Origin of the sequence: Flavobacterium sp. DSR3-2, assembly GCF_049896525.1 — a bacterium.
Lineage (GTDB): Bacteria > Bacteroidota > Bacteroidia > Flavobacteriales > Flavobacteriaceae > Flavobacterium.
The window spans coordinates 147,219-173,704 of sequence record NZ_JAFCUM010000005.1 but is presented as its reverse complement, the minus strand read 5'-3'; the positions used below and the strand labels follow the sequence as shown (position 1 = coordinate 173,704).

Below are 26,486 nucleotides of genomic sequence, written 5' to 3'. Positions count from 1 at the left end.
TCTGAAACATACTTAAACTTTAAACTTTAAACAAAAAAAAACGATGACACTACTTCAATGGTTTGTATTTTTTCTGCTGGTACAGATAGTTCACTTTTTAGGAACTTGGAAATTATATGAAGCTGCCGGAAGAAAACGTTGGGAAGCTGCCATTCCAGTTTATAATGCAATTATTTTGATGAAAATAATTGGTCGTCCTACGTGGTGGACTATCTTATTATTTATTCCAATAATCAATTTAATTATCTTCCCAGTTATCTGGATTGAAACATTGAGAAGTTTTGGAAAAAGATCTGGATTAGATACTTTATTAGGAATTATTACGCTAGGATTCTATATCTATTATGTAAACTATACCCAAAAATTAGAATATGGAGCTGATAGAAGTTTAAGCCCACAAAACAAGGCTGCTGACACGGTTAGCTCATTGCTTTTTGCAGTTGTTGTAGCGACAATCGTTCATACTTATTTCATTCAACCTTACACGATTCCGACTTCTTCGTTGGAAAAATCTCTATTAGTTGGTGACTTTTTATTTGTCAGCAAAATGAATTATGGCGCCAGAGTTCCCATGACAACTGTTGCTTTACCAATGGTTCACGACTCTATTCCTTTAACCAAAAGCAAATCGTATCTGACTTGGCCACAATTACCGTACATGAGATTGCCTGGAATTCAAAATATAAAACGTACTGATATCGTTGTTTTTAACTGGCCTGTTGATACCGTTTACAGATTTTTTGACACTTCAAAAAGACGCGCTTATAAACCAGTCGACAAAAAATCAAATTATGTAAAAAGATGCGTGGGAATTCCCGGTGATAATTTATCCATAAAAGACGGTGTCGTTTACATCGATGGTAAAATACTACAATTACCGGAACGAGCTAAACCGCAATTCTCTTATAAAGTAGCAATAGATGGAAAAACGCCTATTGATTTTGAAACTCTATACAAAGAGCTAGATATCACAGATCCTTCAGGATTCATAAATGAAACTACAAAAGACACTATTTTCATGAGTGCCTTGACTGAAGCCGGAGCGGAAAGATTGAAAAACACACCTGGTGTAACTGCTGTAATCAGACAAATATCGAGAGATGTTGACAAGGCAAACTATGGAAAAGGAGTATTCCCGCATATCAATAAATGGAATAGTGATAATTATGGACCAGTTTACATTCCTGAACAAGGAAAAACAGTGGAGCTGAACAGCGAAACATTGCCATTTTACAAAACTATTATTGATGATTATGAAAATAACGACTTAAAAGTAAATGGTACAGAGATCCGAATAAATGGTAAAGTTGCCACTAGCTATACTTTTAAACAAAATTATTACTGGATGATGGGTGACAACCGTCACAACTCAGAAGACAGTCGTTATTGGGGATTTGTTCCTGAAAATCATATCGTCGGAAAACCTATTTTCATATGGTTGAGTATCGATCCAAACGGAAAAGGAATAAACAAAATTCGTTGGGACAGAGTTTTCACAACTGTAAGTGGTGAGGGTCAACCGCAATCATACTTCAAATTATTTCTACTTGGATTACTAATTTTATTCGTCGGAGAATATTTTTGGAAAAAAAGAAAAAATAGAAAAAATTAGACAAAAGTCTTACAGTCGAAAGTCATAAATCTACATTTAATACAGCGTTATGACTTTCGACTTTATGACTTTAAAAACTTTAGACAAAGATGAACATTCTCCTCCACCCCACTTATTTCCCATCAATCAGCCATTTTACAGCAATGACTCAGTCGGAAAATATTACGTTTGAGATAGAAGATAATTTTCAGAAACAAACAAACCGCAATCGCGCTTACATTTACAGTCCAAATGGCATTCAATTGTTAAATATTCCGGTAAAGCATTCGAAAGAAAGCCATCAAAAAACCAACGATATTAGAATTGAAACCGAATTTGATTGGCAAAAACAACATTTCAAATCACTGGAAGCAGCTTACAGAAGTTCTCCCTTTTTCGAGTTTTTCGAGGATGACCTGCGTCCTTTTTTTGAAAAAAAACATGAATTTTTATTGGATTTAAATTTTGAAGCTTTGGAAGTTGTGTCAAAATGTCTTCGAATGAAAATGAATTATACAACAACAACCGAATATTTTCATGAAGTTGATACTACTGTAATTACCGATTATAGAAGTTTGGTAAACGGGAAAAAAGACTTTTCAATATTTGAAAATTACACTCAGGTTTTTGACGACAAACATGGCTTCATAAACAATCTCAGTGTGTTGGATTTACTTTTTAATGAAGGAAAATATGCAATGGATTATTTAAGAAAACAGCAACTGATTATCAGATAACAATTCCATTCGAGTTATTCAAAAGATAATCGTGCCATGATAGGAAAATGATCCGAGTTTATAAAACGAGGGAAATGTTCAAAACTCTTGACTTTCATTTTTTCATCAGCAAAAATATAGTCTATTCGAGCGGGATAATACCTAAACTTGTAAGTTTCTCCAAAACCAATACCCGCCTCTTCAAAGCTATCTTTCATCTTACCTTTTATATTTCGGTATACGTAGGAAAACGCGCTGTTGTTCATATCGCCACAAATAATTGTAGGGTAAATACATTTCATTTTGTGCTCTTTGAACAGCTCTGCTTGTTGCTGTTGCTGCTTGAATGCTTTACTGATTCTAATGAAAAGCATCTGTGATTTTTGTTGATTGATGGCATCTATATTTTCATCAATCTCGTTTACATCCGGAGAAATCTTAATGGACTGTAAATGCATATTGTACACTCTGATAATATCTTTCCCTTTTTTGATATCTGCAAATACTACGTTATTGCTGGAATTAGGAAAAATAATATTCCCTTGGTTAATAATTGGAAATTTAGAAAAAATTGCCTGACCGGTTTTTATTTGGTTTCCATCTGTAAAAATATAGCGATGCGGATATACTTTCAAATCAATATTAGCCGAAGAGGAGAATTCTTGCATACACAATATATCGGGATTTTTGTCATTGATGAAAGCCAGAATATCCGAAGGCACATCATCCCTGTCAATCCACCTGAATACATTCAACAACCGAACATTGTAACTCATTACGGTAAAATCTTTTTCTTCCTTAGAAAATTTAGGAGAAGAAAATTTATAGAACTTATTTATAAAAGTGATTCCTATCAATAAAACCAATCCGGAAACAATCAATTGCTTCTTGAACTGCATTGCCCAATACACAAAAAAAAGCGCATTAAAAACAAAAAAAAGCGGCATGAAAAGTGTCAAAACGGATAAAAGAGGAAATGATTTTGGCGCTAAAAAAGGCAAAATATAAGCAATAAAAGTCACGAAGGTTAGCACTATATTGAAAAAAAACATTCCTTTATTAAACCATGAAAGATTTTTCATTTTCTATATTTTATTATTTTTACAAAAAGCCAACCGTTCACTTAAAAATTTATTTACCTGCTTTAAACAAGAATTCTTTTTCTTCTTTGGACAAACTATCGTACCCTGACTGACTAATTTTGTCTAAAATTTCATCAATTTGTTGTTGCGATTTATCCTTAGTAATTATTTTTGAAACGCTTCTTTCCAATGGTTTACTGTAGTTTTTATGCACTTTCTTGAATGGTGTTGACGTGTTTTTTTTGAATAAATTTTCAAAAAAATCTAATACACCAGAAACTATTTTACTTAAATCCGTTCCATTTTGAAGCAATTTAATAAAAATAAAGCCAAAAAATGCACCTGCAAGATGAGAAATATGTCCACCCATATTCTCCGAACGCAATTGCATCAAATCCACGATAATAATGACAGCGGTTATATGCCATAACTTAACATTTCCAATAATTAGTAAACGAAGATCCATCAACGGATAATACGTAGTTGTAGCGACTAAAATAGCCATAATAGCAGCAGAAGCGCCTACAATAGGAGCACTAATATTTAAAACATAAAACACCAGAATATAACTTATTCCCGCAAAAATGGCACTTAGCACATACAAGCCAAATAATTGCTTAGATGTAAAATACGTCATAAATAATCGCCCCGAAAAATTCAAAACAATCATATTAAAAACGATATGCATGATTCCGCTGTGAAAAAAAGAATACGAAAGCAATGACCACGGTTTCCAGAGCAAAAGCGCCGGATTAGAAGACAAACTTACATACTGAATATAATCGATAGTGATGCCCAACAACGATAAAAGCGCAAAGAGGAGCCACGGAAGCACAAACAAAGCTACGTTCCAAAATATTAGCCTGGTTACTATTCCTCCCGTTTTATAATGTAATTTCAGGTCGTCAATAATATTCATAATTCTATCGGGATTTAAGAGCTGCTATTTAAGTTGTACTACTTTTAAAGATATTACAATTTTAATTCCAACGGTTTTTATTGAACTGATTTTTTTTCCAATACCACATAATGATAAATCCAAACAAAGCGCCACCAACGTGGGCAAAATGGGCAATTCCACCACCTCCGAAAATTGATTTCCCAGAAATCCCTAAATATAAATCGACTAAAACTAAACCGGGTACAAAATATTTTGCTTTTATAGGTACAGGAATAAACATCAAGGCCAATTCAGCATTTGGAAACATAAAAGCAAATGCCACTATTATTCCGTAAATAGCTCCAGACGCACCAACAGCAGTTCCAGCAAAGGCACTGGTAAAATTCTGAAAATCAGAAATGGATATAAATTGTTGCCATCTGGTATCAATTTTACCCTCATTCAAAAGTTGCAAAATATCTTGTTTTTCAAATCCATTAGAAACCAAAGTATTTAAACCATCTTGAAAATAGTAATAATTGACTCCGGTATGCAACAACGCAGCGCCGAAGCCACATGAAATATAGAAGAACAAAAATTTCTTACTTCCCCAAATTTGCTCTAAAGCAGATCCAAAAGAAAACAATGCAAACATATTGAAAAAAATATGCATAAAACTTCCATGCATAAACATGTGCGTTAACGGCTGCCACAATTGAAAATCTCGATTTACAGGAAAATACAAAGCTAATATTTTATAGGCAGCATCACCTATTATCAAAGTACCTACAAAAAACAATACATTGATAATAATCAATTGTTTTACGGTTTCAGTTACATTTCTCATATTGCAAATTTTTTATCTAAATCTTCCACACGCATCGTGATGAAAGTGGGTTTATGAAAAGGGGAAACATTTGGATCTTTACAGGCAAAAAGTCCGTTGACCAAGTTTTCCTGCTCTTTTTCGGTTAAGTGCGTTCCTGTTTTCACGGCTAAACTTTTGGCCATCGATTTGGCAATCGTATCATTCTGACTGAAACTGCTTGCCGGTATTCCGTCATGTAAATCGCTTAACAATTGTTCTAAAACCAATGAAACTTCACTCTCCGTTACATTTACCGGAATTCCTGAAATAACGATATGATCTGTATTATTTTCTTCAAAAACAAATCCGGTGTTCATCAATGACAGCTGTAACTCCCCAATAAGTTCCATTTCGCTTGACGAAAAAAACAGGTTCAAAGGAAACAACAATTGCTGACTTGAAGCTTGTTGAACGGTCATATTTACCAAAAACTGTTCGTACAAAACACGTTGATGCGCGCGTTGCTGATCGACAATTACCATTCCTGATTTAATAGACGAAACGATGTATTTTTTATGTATTTGATAGGTCTTATGAACGGAATGCTCTACTTCTTCGTCATTGAACAAAGAGGAAGTCACTTCTTCATTCTCGAAAGTCATGTGTCCAATTTCATCCGTATCTTGTTTTAAACCTACATAAAGACTTTCCCAATTGGCTGTTGGTTCCGGTTTTCTATAACTGGAAAATTGTTTGCTGGGTTTATCTTCAGAGAATGGATTGAAAGTACCATCTACCTGAATTGTAGGCGTTTCTCCAGTTAAATCTTTGTAATGATACGGGGTGTCTAAATTAGAATCCCTATCGAAATCCAATACTGGAGCCACATTAAACTGTCCCAAACTATGTTTTATAGAAGCTCTCAAAATCGCATATAATGCATGCTCGTCATCAAATTTAATTTCTGTTTTGGTAGGATGAATATTGATATCAATTGTGTTTGGTGGCACTGATAAATATAAAAAATAACTCGGCTGTGCGCCGTCTTTCAGGATTCCGTCATAGGCAGCCATAACTGCATGATGTAAATAACCACTTTTTATAAAACGCTCATTGACAAAGAAAAACTGTTCTCCCCGACTTTTCTTGGCAAATTCTGGTTTGCTGACAAATCCCTGAATGGACACTATTTCTGTTTCTTCCTGAACCGGCACTAATTTTTCATTGGTTTTACCCGAAAAAATATTGACAATCCGTTGTCTCAAAGTAGATGGCGGCAAATTAAACATTTCACTGCCATTGTGGTAAAACGTAAAGTGAATATTGGAGTGCGCCAAAGCGACACGATGAAATTCATCAACAACATGACGGTATTCCACGGTATCCGACTTCAGGAAATTACGTCGCGCCGGAATATTAAAAAATAAGTTTTTAACTGCAAAAGAAGTTCCTTTTGGCAAAACTGCCACTTCTTGTGATATAAATTTGCTACCCTCAATGATGATATGGTTTCCCAGTTCCTCTTGATCTTGACGCGTTTTCATTTCTATATGCGCTATGGCAGCGATAGAAGCCAAAGCTTCACCACGAAACCCTTTGGTGTTCAATGAAAATAAATCTTCGGCTTGACGGATTTTCGAAGTGGCGTGTCGTTCAAAACACAGGCGCGCATCCGTTACGCTCATTCCTAAACCGTTGTCGATTACTTGTACCAACGCTTTTCCGGCATCTTTTATAATTAATTTGATATCTGTAGCTCTTGCATCAACCGCATTTTCGAGCAGTTCTTTGACCACTGAAGCTGGTCTTTGAACAACTTCTCCAGCAGCAATTTGATTGGCAACATGATCAGGAAGTAATTGAATTATACTCGACATTAAAAAATTTAGGTTTAAAGTTTAAGGTTTAAAGTTTTTTAAAACCAAGAGGTACAAATTTAATAAATTTCTATTGGGTTTTATTATTAATGTGCTTTAAAAAAACAAAAAATCATAACCTAAAAAAACCGTCAATTAGGACTTTTTAAAAACTGCTTTCAACCATCGTTAACTCGCAAATACAACTACGCAAACTAATAAATACGTTCTGAAAAATTATATAAAATTATATGTCAAAAAAAATAAAATTATAAATTAAAAAAATTTAAACACCTGAAATACAGTATTGTAAAATGTAAATTATGGAATGTTTTAACAAAATTCTATAATTGCTGTGCTTGTTTAAAACTTACATTTGTTAAAACAAACAAGTTAACAATTAAAAAAATCTATTATGAAAGCGACCAACGAAAAACAAGAAAAAGAAGAAGTAGCCTCTAAAAAAGGAGCTGTAAAAGCAAAACCAGATGCGGCACAAGGTTTAAGAGATTTTTTTGAAGATGGATTAAAAGATATTTTTTGGGCAGAACATGCCTTGGTGAAAGCCTTACCTAAAATGGCAAAAAATGCCACCTCTTCAAAACTGATACAGGCTTTTGAACATCACTTAAAAGAAACAGAAGAACATATTACTCGTTTAGAAAAAGTGTTTGAATCTTTAGGACTGAAAGCAGTTGGGAAAAAATGTGATGCAATGGATGGTTTACTAAAAGAAGCCGATGGGATTATGGCAGAAACTGAATTAGGAGTAGTACGAGATGCCGGAATAATTGCAGCTGCACAAAAAGTAGAACATTACGAGATAGCTACGTACGGTACGTTGAGAGCTTATGCTGTTACTTTAGGCGAAAGCAAAGTGGCTACTCTGCTGGATAAAACCCTTGAAGAAGAGAAAAAGGCTGATGTTACCTTAACAGAAATCGCTTTGGCTGAGATTAATATTGAAGCTGCAAATGCCGATGAAAAATAGGCTGATCAATAACTGATTTGTCATTTATAAAAACCTGTTTTTTCAGGTTTTTATAAATGTGTTTGTTTAAAACAGTATTGGTTTCGAATACAGAACGAAACTGCATAAAAAAACCTACTCCATTGGAATAGGTTTATATTATTAATCTAAAAAATAACAGGTAATGCTATTATTTATTCTTTTAATTCGAGAGGAGTTCCTTCATCTAACTGAACAGCACCCGAAGATAATAAATGTTGGTTGTCAATTTGATGTGACAACGAGGATTGTTGACGAATATAAGCCATTTTGATAGCGGCAATAGCAGCTTCGGTACCTTTATTTCCGTGAATTCCTCCACTTCTGTCAATGGATTGTTGCATTGTATTGTCAGTAAGTACACAAAATATAACTGGAATATCCGTTTGAACATTCAAATCTTTTATACCCTGCGTTACGCCTTCACATACAAAATCAAAATGTTTGGTTTGCCCTTGAATGACACATCCAATAACAATAACAGCATCAACATTTTGTGTTTGCAACATTTTTTTAGCGCCATAAATAAGCTCAAAGCTTCCTGGAACGTTCCAACGGATTATTTGTCCAGCTGGAACTTCGTTTTCTAACAGGGTTTTGAACGCACCATTAAAAAGACCTTCAGTTATATTCTCGTTCCACTCAGCAACTACAATTCCAAAACGAAAATTTTTAGCATTTGGAACAGTATTTTTGTCGTATTCGGATAAATTTTTATTTTTGGTAGCCATTTGATTTTAGAATTTTGATTTTAGAATTTTGATTTTAGAATTTTGATTTCAGATATTAAAGATAGCATTTTGAAATCAAAAGTCTACAATCTTAAATCACCAATCTTAAATCATTTTTTACTATTGTGCTAATCCTATCAAAACGTCAACTGAAGCAGCTTCTGGAGTAGCTTCATAATTTTCTTTGATATCAGTAAAATATTTTAATGCATCTGCTTTATTTCCTAGAGCCAGAGCAGTTTTTCCAGCTTTCAACAAGAAACGCGGCGTTGTAAAATCATTTTTGTTTGATTCAGCAGCTTTTACATAATTTTCCAAAGCTTCCTTTGGTTGATTTTTTTGAGAATAAGCATCTCCAATCGCTCCTTTTGCCAAAGCTCCTAAAACAATATCATCTGATTTGAACTTGCTCAAATAATCAATTGCTTCTGTATATTTTCCTGTATTCAAATAGGCAATTCCAGCATAATAATTTGCTAAATTACCCGCATCAGTTCCTGAATATTCATCTGCTATTTTCAAGAATCCAAATTTCCCTTCTGAACCGTTTAAAGACAACTTATATAATGAATCACTTGCTACTCCATCCGTTGCTTTTTGAAAATTTTGTTGTGCAACGAACATTTCATTTGCGGCCTCATCTTGTTTTGGCGACGCAATAAATCTTTGGTATGCTAAATATCCAATAGTTAATATCGCTGCAGCGGCAACTAATCCAATAATGATTTTTTGATTTTTGGCAACCCAGTCCTCCGTTATTGTAGCACTTTCATCTAATTTTGAAAAAACTTCAGCAGTTGTACTGTCTTTTTCGTCAATGATTACCGCTTCAACTCCTTCTTCTTTAACTTCTTTTTCTTTTGGTGCTTTATATCCTCTTTTATTGTAAGTAGCCATTTAAATTTAATTTAGTGAGTCGCAAAAATAAAATTTTTATTCAAACCCACACAAAAAATATGCTTTTATATTAAAAAAAAATATACTGCGGAATTCTTGGTTTCTAAAGACAAAATAATTCTCAGAGAAAAAACAGAAAAGAAGGTTTTATCGATATTTTTCAATAATTTGCACCCACTTTAAAAAACCCATTTAAAAACAGTAAAGTTCTCAATACCAGCAAGCCTTACCCATGTATTTAAAAAAGATTTCATTATTCAATTATAAGAATTTCTCAGAAGCAAATTTTGATTTCGACAGCAAAATAAATTGTTTTGTAGGCAAAAACGGAATTGGTAAAACAAATGTGCTGGATGCTATTTATCATTTATCATACGGAAAAAGCTATTTTAATCCGTTAGCGGTCCAAAATATTAAACACGGAGAGGAATTTTTTGTCATTGACGCTACATTTGACAAGAATGAACGAACGGAACAAATAGTCTGCAGTCTTAAAAAAGGCCAGAAGAAAATATTGAAACGCAACGGCAAAGCATACGATAAGTTTTCGGACCATATTGGATTTATTCCTTTGGTGATTATATCCCCAGCCGACAGAGATTTGATTGTGGAAGGCAGTGAAACCAGACGGAAATTTATGGACAGCGTCATTTCGCAACTGGATTTCCATTATTTGCAGCAACTTATTCAATACCAGAAAGTAATGAGCCAGCGCAACGCTTTATTAAAATATTTTGCATTGAACCATGTTTTTGATACCGATACGCTGTCTATCTATAATGAGCAACTCAACGGTTTTGGCAATTATATTTTTGAAAAAAGAAAAGAATTCATAGAACAATTCATTCCTATTTTCAACACGCACCATCAAGCCATAACAGGTTCGCAGGAAACTGTTCAGCTTGTGTATGAAAGTCATTTATTTGAGAAAGATTTACTAAGCCTTTTACAGGAAAACATTAATAAAGACCGCGCTTTACATTACACGAGTGTGGGAATTCATAAAGACGATTTAGCTTTTGATATTGATGAACATCCAATAAAGAAATTTGGCTCACAAGGCCAACAAAAATCCTATTTAATCGCTTTAAAACTAGCACAATTTGAATTTTTAAAAAAACAAAGCGGTGTGAAACCAATTCTGTTATTTGATGATATTTTTGACAAATTAGATGAAAGTCGGGTGGCCAAAATAATCGAAATGGTCAACAGTGATACTTTTGGACAACTATTCATTTCGGATACGCATCCGGAGCGTACTGAAGTTATTTTAAAATCGACGCATCAGAGCTATAAAATTTTCAACTTATAACTTTTATTTAATAGTTTTTATAGCGTTCAAAAATCGAAAAAAACTAATTTAGCCTATTCAAATTTAAATCAAAACACAATGAAATTCAGTTCAATATTTCTATTAATCATATCTTTTGCTTTTTTATCTTGTAACGGACAAGCATCAAAAGAAAGCCAAACTATCGATGCAAAAGCTTTTAGCGAAAAAATCGCAGCAACAACAAATCCACAAATTCTGGATGTACGAACGCCTGCGGAATTTTCGTCAGATCATATAGACAAGGCCGTCAACGTAGATTGGCTCGGAGACAGCTTTGTTGCGGAAACTGAAAAACTGGACAAAACAAAACCTGTTTATGTGTACTGCAAAAGCGGCGGAAGAAGTCAAAGTGCCGTTGCAAAACTGAAAGAACTTGGTTTTACAAATGTTTATCAATTACAGGGAGGAATTTTAAAATGGGACGCTGCAGGACTGTCTAAACCAAGCAACAAAATAACCGGAATGACTTTGCGGGACTACAATAAATTAGTAGACTCCGATAAAAAAGTATTGGTTAGTTTTTATGCTGAGTGGTGTGCGCCTTGCAAAAAAATGACACCCTATATCACAAAAATGCAAACTGAACTAGAAGATAGCGTAACCATCATACGATTGGATGCCGACAAAAACAAAACTTTAATGACCGAAATGAAAATTAGTGAACTTCCTACAATATTATTGTATGAAAAAGCAGCAGTAAAATGGAGAAAATCCGGTTTTATTAGCGAAGGAGAATTAAGAGAACAAATACAATAGTACTAGATGCTTTCAAAAGAAACACTACAATTTTTGGATGATTTAAAAGCCAATAACAACCGGGATTGGTTTTTGGAAAATAAAAAACGTTACGAAGCTTTCAAGAAAGATTACCAACAATTAGTTGCTGATTTACTGGATGCCATGAAACCGCTTGACCCATCGCTGGAAATGCTTGAAGTCAAAAATTGTACGTTCAGAATCAATCGCGACATTCGGTTTTCTAAGGACAAAACGCCGTACAAATCCCACTTAGGAATCTGGCTTTCGTCTGGTGCGAAAGGGCTGAATCGTTCCGGTTATTACATTCACTTAGAAAAAGACGCAAGTTTTATTGCTGGTGGATTGTATTGCCCAGAGTCCGAAGATTTAAAAAAAATGCGCAAAGAAATTGCCTATTTTCATGATGATCTCGAAGCTATTCTTGAGGAAAAAAATTTCAAAAGGGAATTTGGCGACTTTGATAGAAATGAAAAAGATACTTTAAAAAACCCGCCAAGAGGCTATGACAAAGAACATCCGGCGATAGAATTATTAAAATTAAAGAGCTTTGAGTCTTCTCAGAAAATTGAGTTCTCAGCTGCTGCAAAAAAAGATTTTGTTGGTGTAATGAGCCAAAAACTGATTGCGCTAAAACCATTGAACGATTTCATCAATCGCGCCTTAACGTCGGAATAATTAAAATGAAAAAAAAGAAAATACTTTTTCTTGGAGAATCCTATAGAGCCGATGCCATCACTTGGATGAACGGACTCAGGGAATTTGGCAATTTCGAAATCATCACTTGGGAATTAAAAACGCCCAGCGATTGTTTTAGGAAACGAATTTTAAGGATTTTCGAATTTGAACTTGCTATTTTTAAAATCAAAAAACTAATCCAGCTGCATAAACCGGATATGGTTATTGCGGAACGAACTACCAGTTATGGCTTTCTTGCTGCATTGTCCGGAGTAAAACCTGTAGCAATTGCGCAACAAGGCCGAACAGATTTGTGGCCGGAAAAATCTATTTCACTTCCGTTAAAAAAAATAATTCAGTATTACGCTTTCAAAAAAGCCGATTTAATTCATGCTTGGGGACCCGTGATGACTATATCTATGCTGCAGGCTAAAGTTGACATGAGTAAGGTTTTGGTATTACCAAAGGGAATTGATTTGGTACAATTTGGCAATCAAAACACTGCCAATCCTGAAAAAATTTGCGCTATCGTCACCCGCTCTTTGATGCCGGAATACCGCCACGCTACTATTTTAAAGGCATTTGCTATTTTAAACCAAAAAGGGATAGATTTCGTCCTTACTATTGTAGGAGACGGAACACAACTTGATAAATTGAAAAATTTAGCAAAAAATTTAGGTATCGAGAATAAAGTCAATTTTACCGGAAGAATTCTGAATACGGCATTGCCAAAGCTATTGCAAGAATCTAACATTTACATCAGTATGCCCATAACAGAAGGCGTTTCGGCATCCTTATTTGAAGCGATGGCTACAAATTGTTATCCAATAGTGAGTGACATTACAGGAAATAAAAGTTGGATTGAGCATCGAAAAAACGGTCAATTAGTTACCGTTGACGATTCTGAAAAGCTTGCCGAGGAATTAATTTGGGCTTTTGAAAATAGAGATCACAGGGCACAAGCCGTTTCTAACAACAGGACATTTGTTGTAAAAAATGCTGACTACATTACAAATATGAAGATTATTGCCCAAAAATACCACGAATTAATTAACTCAAATCACTCCAATTAATTATGTGTGGAATTAATGGAATCTTGCATTTACAATCTCAAAAAAAAGTAGACGAACGCAATCTTGTAAAAATGCGGGATTCTCTGGAACATCGCGGCCCGGATGACAAAGGATTATTTATAGCAAATAATATTGGTTTAGGACACCGAAGACTTTCAATTCTGGATGTTTCTTTAGCCGGACACCAACCTTTCTTTTCAGAGGACGGAAGATACATTATGGTTTACAATGGCGAAATCTATAATTATAAAGAATTTTACTCTGAGTTGAAAAGCAGCGGTTTTGACATCAAAACTACTTCGGATACGGAGGTTTTAATGAAATTATTTGAATTACACGGCTTAAAAATGCTCGGCCGCCTCAATGGAATGTTTGCTTTTGCTATTTGGGATAAATTAGAAAAAAAGCTGACTCTTGTTCGCGACAGAATGGGCGTTAAACCGCTATATTATTCTTTTTATAACGAAACATTTTATTTTGCATCGGAGCAAAAAGCACTTTTCACAGCCGGAGTTCCGCTAAAAATGGCGCAAGACGGACTGGAAGAATATATTTTTAACCGATTTGTAGCCGGCGAAAACACATTGTACCAAAACATAAAAAAAATATTGCCTGGACATATTATGACCATTCATGAAGGTGGAAAAACCATTACCCAAAAATGGTGGGATTTAAAAAAGGAAATTCAAAATCAGCCAGTAATAAAAAATCCTGTACAATGGTTTCGGGAAACCTTTGATGATTCTGTTAAAACGCGAATGGTGAGCGACGTTCCTGTTGGTGTATTATTAAGCGGCGGACTGGATTCTTCCTCGGTTTTAGCGTCATTGCACCATCAAAAATACAAAGACATCCAGACGTTCAATATGGGTTTCAAAGAAAAGGAACACAACGAAGCGCACTTAGCAAAAATGATGGCCGAGAAGTTCAATTATGGATTTCACACAATGCAATTAGAAAATAAAAATCTTTATGATCAATTAATCAGTTCAACTTATTTTCAGGATGAACCCATTATGCATTTAAGCGAACCACATATTTTAGCAGTGGCACAAATGGCAAAACCTGCCGTAAAAGTATTGCTGTCGGGTGAAGGCGCCGATGAATTAATGGGGGGTTATGTACGCTACAAAGCTTTGAAATATCCGTCTTTGTTAAATTCAATTGCGACCATCAGCAACATCGAATTATTTTCTAAAACACCAAGGTATGAAAAGCTGCGTCGTTATGCTCAAATCAGTAAAAAATCTGATTTGGTTATTTACAATGGCTCGAATATTTACCCTAATGATATTGCAAAAACTTTTGGCATAAATACACCTCCAACAAACGAATATAGGAGAAAAATCTACGAAGAAGCAAAATCATTGTATCCTGATAATTTACGTAGACAAGCACTTTATTTTGACCAACATACCTATTTATGCTCGCTGCTGGATAGAAACGATCGTTGTACAATGGGCGCATCCATTGAGTGTAGAGAACCATTTCTGGACCCGAGATTAATTATTGGGCTAGGATCATTGGATGACAAGTGGCTCTTCTCAGGAAAAAAAGGGAAATTTATTTTGAAAAAAGCAATGGAAGAACGTTTACCAAATGAAATTCTGAATTTTAGAAAAGTAGGTTTGAGTGCGCCTTGGGGCGATTACATTACAAAAAGCCCGGCTTTTAAAGACGAATTAGACTCTTTTTCAAAAAGTGATCTATTTCAAATCCCTTATTTTGAACACATTAATATCCAGAAATTATTACTGAATTTACAAAAAGGCGATACTAGAATGACTCCTTATATTATGCCATTGTTTATGATGCATATCTGGATGAAAACGTATGCAACTAAATTTTAATTCTTACTTTTGGTGCATAATTCAACAATACAAAACGCACTTTCTTTTATGGAAATACAGCATAATTTCTCTTTAAAAAAATACAATACATTTGGTATTGAAGCCAAAGCAAAACAGTTTGTCGCAGTACATTCTGTGCAGGAATTAAAAAATGTTTTACAAGAAAATAAAACCATCCAAAAATTTATTTTAGGCGGCGGAAGCAATATGCTTTTTACAAAGGACATTGATGCGCTAGTAATTCATATCGATTTAAAAGGCAAGAAAATTATAAAAGAAAACGACGATTTTGTCTGGGTCGAATGTCAAGCTGGAGAGAGCTGGCATGAATTTGTGCTTTGGACCATCAACCAAAATTTTGGAGCACTGGAGAATATGTCACTTATTCCGGGAAATATTGGAACTACGCCAGTCCAAAACATTGGAGCGTATGGAACCGAAATAAAAGACACTTTTGTTTCCTGTGAAGCAATAACAATAGCAAGTCAGGAAATGAAAACGTTTACGAAGGAAGAATGTCATTTTGGGTACCGAGAAAGCATTTTTAAAAACGAAGTAAAAAACCAATATATTATTACATCAGTTGTCTTTAAATTGACAAAAACGAACCATAAAATTAATACTTCTTACGGAGATATTTCGGCTGAATTAGCCAGAAACAACATCACTAATCCTACTTTAAAGGATGTTAGTAACGCCGTAATTACTATTCGGAAAAGCAAATTACCCGATCCAAAACAGTTGGGTAACAGCGGTAGTTTCTTTAAAAACCCAATTCTCCTGAAATCAGATTTCCAAAAAATTCATCAACAATTTCCTGAAATGAAATATTTTGACATTTCAGAAACCGAAGTAAAAGTTCCCGCTGGCTGGCTAATTGAACAAGCTGGTTTCAAAGGAAAACGTTTTGGAGATGCCGGAATCCATAAAAACCAAGCTTTGGTTTTAGTGAATTACGGTAATGCGACCGGTCAGGAAATTTTGAATGTTTCTAAAGATATTCAGCACACTATTTTTAAAATGTTTGGAATTCATATTGAAGCCGAAGTTAATGTGATATAGATTTCAGCTTGCAGTGTTCAGTCGCAGTGTTCAACTCCAGAAAAATCGGAATTTTTTATGGATTTCAGATTATTAATACCAAAATAGCATTTCAAAACTGCTAAATCCTAATTCTTAAAGTAAAAATGTACACTCCAGAAATCTACAAAAACGAGAATCAAGAAGAAATAAAAAAATTTCTGCAAGAAAATAGTTTTGGTATTCTCATCAATCAAACCAATGGGAAATTGTGTGCAACACATATTCCTTTGGAACTGGAGACCAATAATGAAGGCAAGGACATTTTATGCGGGCACATTTCTAAAGAAAACCCACAATGGATTGGTTTTACAGACAACGACCAAATTCTAGCTGTATTTTCAGGTCCTCACAGTTATATTTCTTCTTCTTGGTACGATCATGAAAATGTTCCAACATGGAACTATGTTGCGGTTCATGTGTATGGAAAAATCAAAATTATTGAAGGAGAGGCCGTCATCGAATCCTTAAAAAAGCTAGTTGATAAGTACGAAAAAAAATCTGAAAATCCGGTTCGGGTAGAAGATTTATCGAAGAAAACCATGATGCAATCTCGTGGAATTGTGGCATTTGAAATTGAAATTACTGAAATCCTAGCCACAAGAAAATTGTCTCAAAACAGAGACAAAAAAAATTATCAAAACATTATATCCGAGTTAGAAAAAGCGAACACGAATCAGTCCATCGCTATCGCAAATGAGATGAAGAAATGCCCAATGTAATTTCTTTCGAAATTCACGAATTGTATTTAACAATTTAGAATTCAATTCATACCTTTGCACTCTCCCGTTTCGAGGCCTCGGCATCGATATTAAAAACTCATAAAACTCAAATGCTTATACCAATTCTTTACTTTTTTATTTTTATTGTTGTCATTCAAATTTCGTATTATTTAGGTGTTTTTCGAAAATTTGCTTTCGCTGACGCGCAGAAAATTACACCTAAAAGAATCCCGATTACGGTAATTGTTTGTGCGAAAAACGAAGAAGAAAATGTCGCAAATTTTATTCCCCTACTTGCGGAACAAAACTATCCTGATTTTGAAATTGTACTGATTGATGATGCGTCAAGTGATCGTACTTTGGATATTTTTGAAGGTTTTGAAAAGCAATATCCTAATGTTCGTTTGGTAAAAGTCGAGAACAATGAAGCCTTTTGGGGAAACAAAAAATATGCTTTGACATTGGGAATAAAAGCGGCCAGAAAAGAGTACTTATTGTTCACTGATGCTGATTGTTACCCCACTTCAAAAGAATGGATAACAGCAATGAGTTCTCAATTTACCATGCAAAAAACAATTGTTTTGGGTTATGGTAAATATGAAAAAATTCCTAATTCATTTCTGAATAAAATAATTCGTTTTGAAACTTTATTGACCGCAATTCAATATTTTTCATGGGCAAAAATTGGACATCCTTACATGGGCGTCGGAAGAAATTTAGCCTACAAAAAAGAAGAATTTTTTAATGTAAATGGATTCATTGAACACATGCAGATTCGTTCTGGCGATGATGATTTATTTGTAAACCAAGCTGCAAAAGCTAAAAACACTACTATTGCCTATACACTCGAAAGTTTTACGCTTTCTAAACCAAAAACTACTTATAAAGACTGGTTGACCCAAAAGAGACGGCATATTGCGACGGCAAATTATTATAAACCATTCGATAAATTACAATTGGGAGCATTCTATTGTTCGCAATTACTATTCATTTTATTGCCCATTATCTTGTTGGCTTTTCAATTTCAATGGATATTAGTTTTAAGTTTAATAGCATTGCGTTATCTTGTGGCATGGATTGTGGTAGCTTTTTCAGCAGGTAAACTTAAAGAAAATGACATTAAATTCTGGTTTCCTGTCGTCGAGGTAGTACTTATCTTCACACAAATCAATATTTTTATAACAAATATATTCTCAAAACCAGTACATTGGAAATAAACAAACAAATAGAAAAAGCAAAACAAGGCGATCAGGTTGCCTTCACTTTTCTATTGAATTATTATTGGAATGAAGTGTATGGTTTTATGCTGAAACGTACCGAAAACGAAACCAATGCAGAGGATGTTACTATAGAAACTTTCTCGAAAGCATTTGATAAAATAGCTTCTTACAACTCGGAATTCCAATTTAACACTTGGCTTATTGCTATTGCAAAAAATGTTTACATTGATTTATTGCGAAAAAAGAAATCAAGTCTTTTTGTAGAAATTACTGATGAAGAAGACCAGCAAGCCTACAATATTGCTGACACAACTCCATCTGCAGAAGATGAATTGATTACTGAACAAAACCTTTCCCGGTTATTGCAATTCATCAAAGAATTGAAACCACATTATCAAGAAGTGATTCAGTTGCGCTATTTTCAGGAAATGAGTTACCAGGAAATTGCCAATAAAATTGGTGAACCATTGAGTAATGTGAAGATTAAATTGCTTCGCGCCAAAAAACTTCTGGCAGAAATTATTCAGAACAAGAGGTAGTTTTCTTTTTATAAAATAGCATCGATTTTTAATCCTTTAAAAATAAAAAAAGTGATCTAAATTAGTTTTAGACCACTTGATTAAAATCAAAAGCGAATACCGATTACTAAAAAATTACCTTATAACTCTTTCCGGATAATCCGTAATAATTCCGCTTACTTTAAGTCCTTGTAAATTCTTAATATCCGCAGGTTCATTCACCGTCCAAGGATAGATTTTAAAATTATTCGCTTTCATTATCGCTACATTTTCAGCCGTTAAAGTTTTAAAATATGGGTTTATTGCCTGCGCATTTAGCTCTTTTCCAGTTTTTATAATAGTCTCTATAGGATCTTTGTACGTAAGCAACCCAATAGCTATTTCATTACTTAGAGACCTCATTTTTTGCAATTCTCCTATGCGAAAACTAGAAATAAAGAAATCTTTATTTCTCCATCCTTTTTTCTTATATTCTTCTATAATTCTGTACGTATCCGTAGCGGTATTAGTTCCTTTCAACTCAATATTAAGCACTACTCTTTTATCAATGGTCTCAATAACTTCTTGCAAAGTTGGGATTTGATGTTTTCCGGCAACCAAAACTTTTCTCAATTCATCGAAAGTGTATTCTTCAATTTTACCTTTTGCGTTTGTGATTCGATCCAAATCATCATCATGAAAAACAACCATTTCCCCCGTTTTTATTTTAAAAACATCTATTTCTAACATATCCGCTTTTAACTCTATTCCTTTATCTATTGATGCCAATGTATTCTCTGTGGCATGCCCCATTGCTCCTCTGTGACCACAAACAACAAATTTATTTGAAGTGCAATTTGAAAATAATAGGACTACTGATGATGCCAATAATAGTTTAGTAAATTTCATAATTTTCATTTAAGTTTTTATAGTAAAAATAGATTATGCGGCAGTCTCAAATATTAAGAAAGGATTAAATTAAGACTATTTTATTTAAACAAATTCAATGATTTCAGTATTCAAATTGTTAACAAAATCGCAAAAAAAGGTTCTTTTTAACCTCTTTTTTAGATTTCATTAACATAAAAGTATTCTAGTATTATTGTTAAAGTAACGACCATTTTTCAATTAGTCAATTCCTTTGTCAGCACTAAAAAACAAAAAAATAGTATTCATGAAACAACTCAAATTATTTTTATTTACGATTGTGCTGACAGTATTTGTCGGCAATAAAAATTTTGCGCAAACTACTCAAGCGTCCATATCAGGTATCGTTTTAGGCAGTAATTCAGAACCTATAAAAGATGCAATGGTTCAAATTCGGAATGAGTCAACTGGATTTAAAACCAACTCCTTGTCTAATTTCAAAGGCGCTTTTACCTTCAAAGAACTACCGTTAGGTGGACCTTATACTATTAGCGTTACAGCTTTAGGTCACGGAGAACAACAGCGCTCCGGCTACACTTTAAATCAAGGTGATTTAGTAAATATTGAAATGGTAATGCAAAACGACATGCAAAATTTAGAAGTCGTCGAAGTTGTAGGAAGAGGTTTAAAAAATAAAACAGGAAACTTAGGAGCAGCGACGGCAGTAACCGCAAAACTGATTAATGCGTTACCGGTAAATGGAAGAAATTTTACCAGCTTAATGGATTTATCGCCTTTGAGCAGAGGTGGAAATATTTCAGGGCAATTAGCTTCTTCCACTAATTACACGCTGGACGGAATGAATGCTAAAAACCCAACTTCGGCAGGATCTACAACAAGTCGAAGTGGTGCTCCTTACTCCATATCGATTGAAGCCGTAAGAGAATTCAAGGTCGTTACCAATCAATATGATGTAGGCTACGGTCGAAGTGGCGGTGGAACAGTAAGTGCTGTGACTAAATCAGGGACAAATGATTTTACAGGAAGTATGTTTGCTTATAATCGTGCAGACTGGCTGTCAAGCCCGTACGATATTAGAGGAAACAGACGTCAAAATGATTTTTCTACGTCACAATATGGTTTCACTTTTGGCGGACCAATCATAAAAGATAAATTGCATTTTTTTGTAGCGTGGGACCACCAACAAGATTCCCGTCCATTAATTATAGCTGATGTTCAATCCGCAGAAGACGAATTACGTTTTAATGTTACAAGAGCCACATTAGATAATTTTGTAACTATTGCCCGCATTAAATATGGCGTTTCTAACACTCCACAATATGGAACTTTTGACAAAAAACGTAATTCTGATGCCGCTTTTGCTCGTATCGATTGGCAAATTGACAGTAATAATTTATTGACGGTACGTAATAACTTTACCTATGATAATAATAAACTAGGCTTACAAGATAATACGACCATCAATTTATATGAATCATATGGCGACGATTTTAATGTTGACAACAGTATTTTAGCTTCTTTACGAACAAAAGTAAATTCCAGAGTTACAAATGAACTAAAAGTGCAACATTTATATACTTTTCAAGACAGTAATCCAGGAGATCAATTGCCTTCGTACAATATTCCACGTGCTGTTGTAGAAAATGTTGCTTCAACTATTAATGGAGCAGTAAGAACTTCGAATATCCAAATTGGCGGACACCGGTTTGCCCAAGAAAAATTCACCAATAATGTTTTTCAAATTGTAGATAATTTATACTTTAACACGGATAAAGTTAAATATACTTTTGGTTTTGATTTAATGCAAACCAATTCAAAATCTTTATATGGTAGCGAAGTAAATGGTCGTTTCCATTTTAATAGTGTTGCTAATTTTGACAACTTAACACCTTATCGATATTATAGAGAAGTACCATTAGTAGCTGATCCTACCGTAACTTCAAATATATTAAACGCCGGAATTTATGGTCAGCTACAAACTAAAATTGCATTGGGATTAGACCTAACTTTAGGATTGCGATTTGATTATGCTAAATACCCGACGGCAACATTCAATCAATTGGTTTTTGATGAATTAGGCATTCGTACTGATAACAAACTTCAGTCAGCTATTCTTCAACCGCGAGTGCAATTATCTTGGGATGTGAATGAAGGCCACAAAGATTATGTTCGTTTAGGAGCTGGAATTTTTGCTTCCGATTTAAATAACTATGCGGTCATCAATAATTTATATTTTGATGGAAATCACACCGCTACTGTCGATGTACGATCTCCAAATGTTCCGATGCCAAATTTCATTAATTATCGAAATAATTATGCCAGTATTCCCACTTTGGATGCGTTTCAATTACCAACTATTAATTTCACAGGAACAAATGCTAAAGTACCTGTAGTTTATAAAGCCAATATATCGTACTCCCATTTCTTCACTGATAAATTAAAAGCAGGAATAGCAGGATATGCAACTTTAGGACGCAATAACTATGTTTATGTAGACCGAAATATGGTAGCAGATCCATTTTTTACTTTGGGCAATGAAGGCAATCGTGGTGTATATGTTCCTGCAAGTTCAATTCCGGCAAATGGCGCGGGAGACTGGATGCAAGGACGTATCAGCAAGAAATTAGGACGTGTTTTAGAATTAAACAGCGAAGGTAAAGTCAATCAATTTGCACTGGTTGCAGATGCTACTTACCGTTATTTTAAAGATGGGGAAATTTCTGCGAGCTACACCTTGAATGACACAAAAGACAATACTTCATATAACGGAAACGTTGCCAACACATCAACTTTAGTTTTACCGGTAAAAGATGATCCAAGAGACTTGAGCAAAATGAGTTATTCAGATAATCATTTTCGACATAAAGTAGTGTTTTACGGAACATTACCTACTTTTTATGGTTTCAATGTTGGTGTTCGTTATTCTGGCATCGGCGGGACTCGCTACAGCTTACTTTCAGGAGGAAATACAAATGCCGATTTTGTCGCTGCTTCAAATGACTTAGCGTATATTTTTGACATCAATGATCCAGCGGTTCCTCAAAATATAAAAACGGGATTACAAACCATTCTTGACAACCCTGATGCAAGTCAAAGTTTAAAAGAATATATCAATAAATACTCTGGAAAATTAGCCGAAAGAAATGGCGGTGTAAATGCGTTTTATGGCCTTGTTGATGTCAGAATCAGCAAAAAGATTGCATTAGACAAAAAACAATTTCTGGAATTTACAGCTGATATATTTAATGTTGCCAATTTATTTAATAAAGAACGGGGTGTAAATAAATCTCTGGGAAGTCAATCATTATATGCTTTAGGTACACCAGCATCAGGAACAACAGCTGCAGTTCCCGGATTTGACAGCGCCAAACAACAATTTAACTACAGAGTAAACAATGCAGGACTTCCTTCGCTTTCAGGAAATCCATTTCAAATACAAATTGGATTTAAATATGCTTTTTAAATCTTAAAAATAAATTATTTTAAACCCAATAAAGCGTATTCATTGATTTGAATGCGCTTTTTTTGTGAATACTCAACCCTAAAATCAATAATAACAATAATTAAATAACATAAAAGTTAAATTAATAAACATAACTTAACGATAATCAAAAATAATTACTAAATTTATATAATAATATTTCTATTTTGCACGTTACCAATAAAAACGCTCTTCGCTTATGATTTAATTGTACTTAATCTTTAAAACCATAAATTATGTCAAAACTAAGCATTTACGAAACAGGCTGGATTAATCTTGTTTTTCAAGACAGAAACAAAGAATATGGTGCATATCAGTTGCGCCAAGAAAGTACTAAAACGGCATTAACGGCACTTTTTACCGGTGTGTTATTTATCTTTGGGGCTTTGAGCATTCCAGTAATCAGTAACTATATTAATCATAGTAAAACTGATACGATAGGCATTCCTGAATTTACAAATACTACAGTGCGACTTACTGATATAATTCCAAATCAGCTAGAGCAAAAAAAATCTCTTCCTGCCATACAAACCAAAACTGTTGATGTTCCCGTAAAAAGCGCCAAACTGGTAAACCCTGTGATCGTTCCAGCTTCACAAGCCAATCAGGACATTTCAAAAATTACCGATAATACGACGGTAACAAATACAACTACAGAAGGAACAGGAATTGTAGGAGTCAATCCAACTTCATCGTCAGGAACAGGAACGGAAATCACATCAGTTGTTGACGCAGGCAATACCATCATCAATAGCGTTGCATTAGATAAACTACCAGAATTTCCTGGCGGAATTAATAAGTTTTACAATTATGTTGGAAATAATTTTGAAGAACAAGAAATAGATGGCAGTGGTTCAATTCGAGTGTATGTTTCTTTTGTAATTGAAAGAGACGGAAGCATGACCGATATTCAGGTAAAAAGAGATCCTGGCTATGGTTTAGGAAAAGAAGCCGTACGAGTTCTAAAATCCATTAAAACGAAATGGGCACCCGGAATGATTGCTGGAAAACCAGTGCGGACCGCCTATAATCTCCCGATTACTGTACAAATGAATTAAATAAAAGAAAAGCTTCAAATAATTTTGAAGCTTTTCTTTTTTTAACCTTTTTATTTTTTTTACATTCTATCCTAAAACAACAAAAAGTCCGAACTCCTGATTGCAGCGGCATCCTGCGCTATCATTGCTAGGAACGTCGCAATCAGCGTGAATCTAGCGGAAAACAGGACAACTACTCCCTAAGAACAAGTAAATATTGTGCTCCTAAAGCATCCGTTTCTCTTTATTCAAATAAACAAATAAAGGAATCCACAAACAAGCAACTTTCCTTATCTTTGTGCTCTGAAAATTGATATATGGAAACTGTTTTAGAAAATACTTTACCTGCAGGAACCCGAGTCGGAGCCGAACTGACCGGAGCTAAACCAAAATGGTTGAAGGTAAAGCTCCCAATAGGCAAAAAATATACAGAGCTTCGTGGCTTAGTAGATAAATATAGTTTGAACACGATTTGTACTTCTGGAAGTTGCCCGAACATGGGTGAATGCTGGGGCGAAGGAACAGCAACATTCATGATTTTAGGAAATGTGTGTACGCGTTCTTGTGGCTTTTGTGGTGTAAAAACTGGAAGACCAGAAACGGTGGACTGGGACGAACCGGAAAAAGTGGCGCGTTCTATTAAAATTATGAATATCAAACATGCCGTAATCACAAGCGTTGACAGAGATGATTTGAAAGATGGTGGTTCTATCATTTGGATTGAAACCGTAAAAGCCATTCGCAGAATGAACCCAAATACGACACTGGAAACGTTGATTCCTGATTTTCAAGGTATCGAAAGAAACATTGATCGAATCGTGGAAGCAAATCCGGAAGTGGTTTCGCATAATGTGGAAACCGTTCGGAGATTGACACGTGAAGTACGAATTCAGGCGAAATACGACCGAAGTTTAGAAGTGTTACGTTACTTGAAAGAAAAAGGAATCAACAGAACTAAGTCGGGAATTATGCTTGGTCTTGGCGAACAAGAAGAGGAAGTGTACCAAACAATGCGTGATTTGCGTGACGTCAATGTCGATATCGTTACTATTGGTCAATACTTGCAACCCAGTAAAAAACACTTGCCGGTAAAAGAGTTTATAACACCAGAACAATTTGCAAAATACGAGCAATTTGGTCTAGAATTGGGTTTCCGCCATGTAGAAAGCGGACCTTTAGTTCGTTCGTCTTACAAAGCACAAAAACATATATTGTAGTCGAATCTCGTAAAGTCATAAAGTCGAAAGGCTTGGTATTTTGACTTTTTGACTTTCTGACTTTAAGACTTTAAGACTTATGATAAGAATTGCAATAAATGGTTTTGGAAGAATTGGTAGAAATTTATTCCGATTACTTTTAAACCATCCTTTAATAGAAGTGGTAGCCATAAATGATATCGCCGACAAAAAAACAATGGCCCATTTAATAAAATACGATAGTATACACGGTGTTTTACCTTTTGCAGTTAGCGATGATGAGAAAGGAATATTGGTGGATGGAAAACATTTTTTGTTTTTTCATGAAAAAAATATTACAAATCTGGATTGGAAAAGTTTAGACATTGATTACGTTGTGGAATCCACCGGAAAGTACAAAACTTTTGAAGAAATCAATTCCCATATTATTGCTGGTGCCAAAAAAGTGATTCTCTCCGCACCATCAGAAGTTGACACCATAAAAACGGTGGTACTCGGTGTAAATGATTTTATACTTGACGGTACGGAAACTATTATTTCAAATGCCAGCTGCACGACGAATAATGCCGCACCAATGATTAAAGTAATCAATGAACTTTGCGGTATAGAACAAGCGTATATCACCACGATTCACTCTTACACGACGGACCAAAGTTTACATGATCAACCGCACAAAGACTTACGCAGGGCCCGCGGTGCAAGTCAGTCCATTGTTCCTACAACCACTGGAGCGGCAAAAGCATTGACGAAAATATTTCCGAAATTTGAAGGCAAAATCGGCGGTTGCGGTATTCGTGTTCCCGTGCCTGATGGATCCTTGACTGATATTACTTTCAATGTAAAACGTGCCGTTACCATAAATGAAATAAACGCGGCTTTTAAATCGGCAGCACAAACTACTTTAAAAGGCATTTTAGATTACACTGAAGACCCTATTGTTTCCGTTGATGTAATTGGCAATAAAAATTCATGTATATTTGATGCACAACTTACTTCTGTTATCGATAAAATGGTAAAAGTGGTGGGATGGTACGACAATGAGATAGGATATTCCTCACGAATAATTGATTTAATTCTTTTGACTGATATGAAAAACAAGCAATAA

General features: G+C 34.6%; 23 protein-coding genes. 16 read left to right on the top strand and 7 right to left on the bottom strand.

Annotation, left to right across the window (positions count from 1 at the left end; all coding sequences use genetic code 11):
• The first annotated feature begins 43 nt into the window (after window positions 1-43).
• Together lepB and ACP7AV_RS08795 are read left to right on the top strand one after the other, a co-directional pair.
• A complete protein-coding gene (gene lepB / locus ACP7AV_RS08800) occupies window positions 44-1,612 on the top strand; it encodes a signal peptidase I (protein ID WP_426091632.1) in 1,569 nt (522 codons plus the stop codon).
• A gap of 89 nt (window positions 1,613-1,701) precedes the next feature.
• On the top strand, window positions 1,702-2,328 hold the full coding sequence (locus tag ACP7AV_RS08795; protein WP_426091631.1) for a WbqC family protein: 627 nt from the start codon (window positions 1,702-1,704) through the stop codon (window positions 2,326-2,328).
• Between the two features lie 14 nt (window positions 2,329-2,342).
• Here ACP7AV_RS08795 and ACP7AV_RS08790 read toward each other — a convergent pair whose 3' ends face one another.
• The 4 genes from ACP7AV_RS08790 to mutL all read right to left on the bottom strand — a co-directional run bounded on the left by ACP7AV_RS08790 (window position 2,343) and on the right by mutL (window position 6,954).
• Window positions 2,343-3,389, bottom strand: coding sequence for an endonuclease/exonuclease/phosphatase family protein (locus tag ACP7AV_RS08790; protein WP_426091630.1), 1,047 nt, complete (start codon window positions 3,387-3,389; stop codon window positions 2,343-2,345).
• Window positions 3,390-3,438: 49 nt separating this feature from the next.
• Window positions 3,439-4,308, bottom strand: a complete 870-nt coding sequence (locus ACP7AV_RS08785) for a rhomboid family intramembrane serine protease (RefSeq protein WP_426091629.1) — start codon at window positions 4,306-4,308, stop codon at window positions 3,439-3,441.
• A 61-nt stretch (window positions 4,309-4,369) separates the two neighbouring features.
• The gene (locus ACP7AV_RS08780) at window positions 4,370-5,116 is read right to left on the bottom strand and encodes a rhomboid family intramembrane serine protease (protein ID WP_426091628.1); all 747 of its coding nucleotides are present in this window, start codon (window positions 5,114-5,116) and stop codon (window positions 4,370-4,372) included.
• Entirely contained in the window at window positions 5,113-6,954 is a 1,842-nt protein-coding gene (gene mutL / locus ACP7AV_RS08775) for a DNA mismatch repair endonuclease MutL (protein ID WP_426091627.1), read from the bottom strand. Before mutL ends, ACP7AV_RS08780 begins: the two co-directional genes overlap by 4 nt.
• Window positions 6,955-7,348: 394 nt before the next feature.
• Between mutL and ACP7AV_RS08770 the strand changes: the two genes are divergently transcribed.
• On the top strand, window positions 7,349-7,924 hold the full coding sequence (locus tag ACP7AV_RS08770) for a ferritin-like domain-containing protein (RefSeq protein ID WP_426091626.1): 576 nt from the start codon (window positions 7,349-7,351) through the stop codon (window positions 7,922-7,924).
• 173 nt (window positions 7,925-8,097) lie between these two features.
• Here the strand turns inward: ACP7AV_RS08770 and ribH are convergent, their stop codons facing one another.
• Both ribH and ACP7AV_RS08760 read right to left on the bottom strand, forming a co-directional pair.
• Complete coding sequence (ribH, locus tag ACP7AV_RS08765) at window positions 8,098-8,673, bottom strand: 6,7-dimethyl-8-ribityllumazine synthase (RefSeq protein ID WP_426091625.1); 576 nt, start codon at window positions 8,671-8,673, stop codon at window positions 8,098-8,100.
• A gap of 120 nt (window positions 8,674-8,793) precedes the next feature.
• Entirely contained in the window at window positions 8,794-9,570 is a 777-nt protein-coding gene (locus tag ACP7AV_RS08760; protein WP_426091624.1) for a tetratricopeptide repeat protein, read from the bottom strand.
• Window positions 9,571-9,802: 232 nt separating this feature from the next.
• On the opposite strand from ACP7AV_RS08760, the gene recF reads away from it, so the two are divergent.
• The 9 genes from recF to ACP7AV_RS08715 all read left to right on the top strand — a co-directional run bounded on the left by recF (window position 9,803) and on the right by ACP7AV_RS08715 (window position 18,821).
• Complete coding sequence (gene recF / locus ACP7AV_RS08755; RefSeq protein ID WP_426064260.1) at window positions 9,803-10,882, top strand: DNA replication/repair protein RecF; 1,080 nt, start codon at window positions 9,803-9,805, stop codon at window positions 10,880-10,882.
• Between the two features lie 78 nt (window positions 10,883-10,960).
• The gene (locus ACP7AV_RS08750; RefSeq protein WP_426091623.1) at window positions 10,961-11,659 is read left to right on the top strand and encodes a thioredoxin domain-containing protein; all 699 of its coding nucleotides are present in this window, start codon (window positions 10,961-10,963) and stop codon (window positions 11,657-11,659) included.
• A 6-nt stretch (window positions 11,660-11,665) separates the two neighbouring features.
• On the top strand, window positions 11,666-12,337 hold the full coding sequence (locus ACP7AV_RS08745; protein ID WP_426064262.1) for a DUF2461 domain-containing protein: 672 nt from the start codon (window positions 11,666-11,668) through the stop codon (window positions 12,335-12,337).
• 5 nt (window positions 12,338-12,342) lie between these two features.
• On the top strand, window positions 12,343-13,410 hold the full coding sequence (locus ACP7AV_RS08740) for a glycosyltransferase (protein ID WP_426091622.1): 1,068 nt from the start codon (window positions 12,343-12,345) through the stop codon (window positions 13,408-13,410).
• Window positions 13,411-13,412: 2 nt separating this feature from the next.
• Entirely contained in the window at window positions 13,413-15,260 is a 1,848-nt protein-coding gene (gene asnB / locus ACP7AV_RS08735) for an asparagine synthase (glutamine-hydrolyzing) (protein ID WP_426091621.1), read from the top strand.
• Between the two features lie 48 nt (window positions 15,261-15,308).
• The gene (gene murB, locus ACP7AV_RS08730) at window positions 15,309-16,322 is read left to right on the top strand and encodes a UDP-N-acetylmuramate dehydrogenase (protein WP_426091620.1); all 1,014 of its coding nucleotides are present in this window, start codon (window positions 15,309-15,311) and stop codon (window positions 16,320-16,322) included.
• A gap of 125 nt (window positions 16,323-16,447) precedes the next feature.
• Window positions 16,448-17,062, top strand: coding sequence for an FMN-binding negative transcriptional regulator (locus tag ACP7AV_RS08725; protein ID WP_426091619.1), 615 nt, complete (start codon window positions 16,448-16,450; stop codon window positions 17,060-17,062).
• 110 nt (window positions 17,063-17,172) lie between these two features.
• On the top strand, window positions 17,173-18,279 hold the full coding sequence (locus tag ACP7AV_RS08720) for a glycosyltransferase (protein ID WP_426091618.1): 1,107 nt from the start codon (window positions 17,173-17,175) through the stop codon (window positions 18,277-18,279).
• Window positions 18,270-18,821, top strand: a complete 552-nt coding sequence (locus tag ACP7AV_RS08715; RefSeq protein ID WP_426064268.1) for an RNA polymerase sigma factor — start codon at window positions 18,270-18,272, stop codon at window positions 18,819-18,821. The genes ACP7AV_RS08720 and ACP7AV_RS08715 overlap by 10 nt, the downstream gene beginning before the upstream one ends.
• Before the next feature lie 114 nt (window positions 18,822-18,935).
• Here ACP7AV_RS08715 and ACP7AV_RS08710 read toward each other — a convergent pair whose 3' ends face one another.
• Window positions 18,936-19,688 carry a glycerophosphodiester phosphodiesterase gene (locus tag ACP7AV_RS08710; protein WP_426091617.1) on the bottom strand — a complete coding sequence of 251 codons (753 nt, stop codon included), beginning with the start codon at window positions 19,686-19,688 and terminating at the stop codon, window positions 18,936-18,938.
• Between the two features lie 265 nt (window positions 19,689-19,953).
• Between ACP7AV_RS08710 and ACP7AV_RS08705 the strand changes: the two genes are divergently transcribed.
• From ACP7AV_RS08705 to gap, 4 genes are all read left to right on the top strand, one after another.
• Entirely contained in the window at window positions 19,954-23,130 is a 3,177-nt protein-coding gene (locus tag ACP7AV_RS08705; RefSeq protein WP_426091616.1) for a carboxypeptidase regulatory-like domain-containing protein, read from the top strand.
• Window positions 23,131-23,384: 254 nt separating this feature from the next.
• Window positions 23,385-24,206 carry an energy transducer TonB gene (locus ACP7AV_RS08700; RefSeq protein WP_426091615.1) on the top strand — a complete coding sequence of 274 codons (822 nt, stop codon included), beginning with the start codon at window positions 23,385-23,387 and terminating at the stop codon, window positions 24,204-24,206.
• Window positions 24,207-24,502: 296 nt separating this feature from the next.
• Entirely contained in the window at window positions 24,503-25,402 is a 900-nt protein-coding gene (gene lipA, locus ACP7AV_RS08695; RefSeq protein WP_426091614.1) for a lipoyl synthase, read from the top strand.
• A gap of 79 nt (window positions 25,403-25,481) precedes the next feature.
• Window positions 25,482-26,486, top strand: coding sequence for a type I glyceraldehyde-3-phosphate dehydrogenase (gene gap / locus ACP7AV_RS08690; RefSeq protein WP_426091613.1), 1,005 nt, complete (start codon window positions 25,482-25,484; stop codon window positions 26,484-26,486).

Excerpts from the sequence above, each read along its gene's own strand:
- lepB (WP_426091632.1), top strand. The coding sequence starts at position 44 with ATGACACTACTTCAATGGTTTGTATTTTTTCTGCTGGTACAGATAGTT.
- ACP7AV_RS08795 (WP_426091631.1), top strand. The coding sequence starts at position 1,702 with ATGAACATTCTCCTCCACCCCACTTATTTCCCATCAATCAGCCATTTT.
- ACP7AV_RS08790 (WP_426091630.1), bottom strand. The coding sequence starts at position 3,389 with ATGAAAAATCTTTCATGGTTTAATAAAGGAATGTTTTTTTTCAATATA.
- ACP7AV_RS08785 (WP_426091629.1), bottom strand. The coding sequence starts at position 4,308 with ATGAATATTATTGACGACCTGAAATTACATTATAAAACGGGAGGAATA.
- ACP7AV_RS08780 (WP_426091628.1), bottom strand. The coding sequence starts at position 5,116 with ATGAGAAATGTAACTGAAACCGTAAAACAATTGATTATTATCAATGTA.
- mutL (WP_426091627.1), bottom strand. The coding sequence starts at position 6,954 with ATGTCGAGTATAATTCAATTACTTCCTGATCATGTTGCCAATCAAATT.
- ACP7AV_RS08770 (WP_426091626.1), top strand. The coding sequence starts at position 7,349 with ATGAAAGCGACCAACGAAAAACAAGAAAAAGAAGAAGTAGCCTCTAAA.
- ribH (WP_426091625.1), bottom strand. The coding sequence starts at position 8,673 with ATGGCTACCAAAAATAAAAATTTATCCGAATACGACAAAAATACTGTT.
- ACP7AV_RS08760 (WP_426091624.1), bottom strand. The coding sequence starts at position 9,570 with ATGGCTACTTACAATAAAAGAGGATATAAAGCACCAAAAGAAAAAGAA.
- recF (WP_426064260.1), top strand. The coding sequence starts at position 9,803 with ATGTATTTAAAAAAGATTTCATTATTCAATTATAAGAATTTCTCAGAA.
- ACP7AV_RS08750 (WP_426091623.1), top strand. The coding sequence starts at position 10,961 with ATGAAATTCAGTTCAATATTTCTATTAATCATATCTTTTGCTTTTTTA.
- ACP7AV_RS08745 (WP_426064262.1), top strand. The coding sequence starts at position 11,666 with ATGCTTTCAAAAGAAACACTACAATTTTTGGATGATTTAAAAGCCAAT.
- ACP7AV_RS08740 (WP_426091622.1), top strand. The coding sequence starts at position 12,343 with ATGAAAAAAAAGAAAATACTTTTTCTTGGAGAATCCTATAGAGCCGAT.
- asnB (WP_426091621.1), top strand. The coding sequence starts at position 13,413 with ATGTGTGGAATTAATGGAATCTTGCATTTACAATCTCAAAAAAAAGTA.
- murB (WP_426091620.1), top strand. The coding sequence starts at position 15,309 with ATGGAAATACAGCATAATTTCTCTTTAAAAAAATACAATACATTTGGT.
- ACP7AV_RS08725 (WP_426091619.1), top strand. The coding sequence starts at position 16,448 with ATGTACACTCCAGAAATCTACAAAAACGAGAATCAAGAAGAAATAAAA.
- ACP7AV_RS08720 (WP_426091618.1), top strand. The coding sequence starts at position 17,173 with ATGCTTATACCAATTCTTTACTTTTTTATTTTTATTGTTGTCATTCAA.
- ACP7AV_RS08710 (WP_426091617.1), bottom strand. The coding sequence starts at position 19,688 with ATGAAATTTACTAAACTATTATTGGCATCATCAGTAGTCCTATTATTT.
- ACP7AV_RS08705 (WP_426091616.1), top strand. The coding sequence starts at position 19,954 with ATGAAACAACTCAAATTATTTTTATTTACGATTGTGCTGACAGTATTT.
- ACP7AV_RS08700 (WP_426091615.1), top strand. The coding sequence starts at position 23,385 with ATGTCAAAACTAAGCATTTACGAAACAGGCTGGATTAATCTTGTTTTT.
- lipA (WP_426091614.1), top strand. The coding sequence starts at position 24,503 with ATGGAAACTGTTTTAGAAAATACTTTACCTGCAGGAACCCGAGTCGGA.
- gap (WP_426091613.1), top strand. The coding sequence starts at position 25,482 with ATGATAAGAATTGCAATAAATGGTTTTGGAAGAATTGGTAGAAATTTA.